The sequence below is a fragment of the Mycetohabitans sp. B3 genome, assembly GCF_021498065.1.
Classification (GTDB): Bacteria; Pseudomonadota; Gammaproteobacteria; order Burkholderiales; family Burkholderiaceae; genus Mycetohabitans.
Map to the genome: position 1 here is coordinate 1 of NZ_JAHLKN010000081.1, position 728 is coordinate 728.

Annotated in this window: 1 protein-coding gene; it reads right to left on the minus strand. The window is 61.0% G+C overall.

Going from position 1 to position 728, the window contains the following annotated elements:
• On the minus strand, nt 1-728 hold a 728-nt coding region (locus KQH55_RS15630; RefSeq protein ID WP_235091612.1), incomplete at both ends, for an AMP-binding protein.

The following is a 728-nucleotide window of genomic DNA, read 5'->3' on the forward strand; positions in this document are numbered from 1 at the left end:
CAGGCGGTAAAGTCGCGTGTGTAATCGCATGGCTTGTCAAATAGTCCCGCAGAGCATGCCGATCCTGCCGGGCCGCCTCGGGTGGCAGATACAACGCTGCACCACTGCCAAGTGCCATCAAGATTTCGGATGCACTCGCATCAAAGCTGAACGACGCAAACTGCAAAATACGGCTGGCTGGTTGCACTCCAAAACAGACAATTTGCGCCAGAGCAAGGTTCACCACGCCCCGATGCTCGACCATCACGCCCTTCGGGGTACCGGTGGAGCCCGACGTATAGATCACATATGCCAAATGCCGGGCGGTGAGCGCGGCTACCGACGGATTCGTGTTCGGCCATGCCCGTAGGGTGGCCGGATCGAGCACCGTACATTCTGCCAGCGCCGCGTCGCCCAACGCAGCGCGCCCGGCCGCATCGGCGAGCACCATGTTCGGGGCCGCATCGGCAAGGAGGTGCACCAAGCGCTCACTCGGATACGCCGGATCGAGCGGCACATACGCGCCCCCCGCTTTTAAAATCGCCAGTAGCCCCACCACCAGCGCGGGACTACGCTCGACACAGATCGCCACTCGGGTATCGGGCTTGACACCTAACTCGATCAGCTGGTGTGCCAAGCAATTGGCTCGGGCGTTCAGCTGCGCATAACTGAACGTTTGGTCTTCATAGACCAGCGCTGGCGCCTCGGGCATGCACTCGACCTGCGCTTCAAACAACTGGTGGATGCAT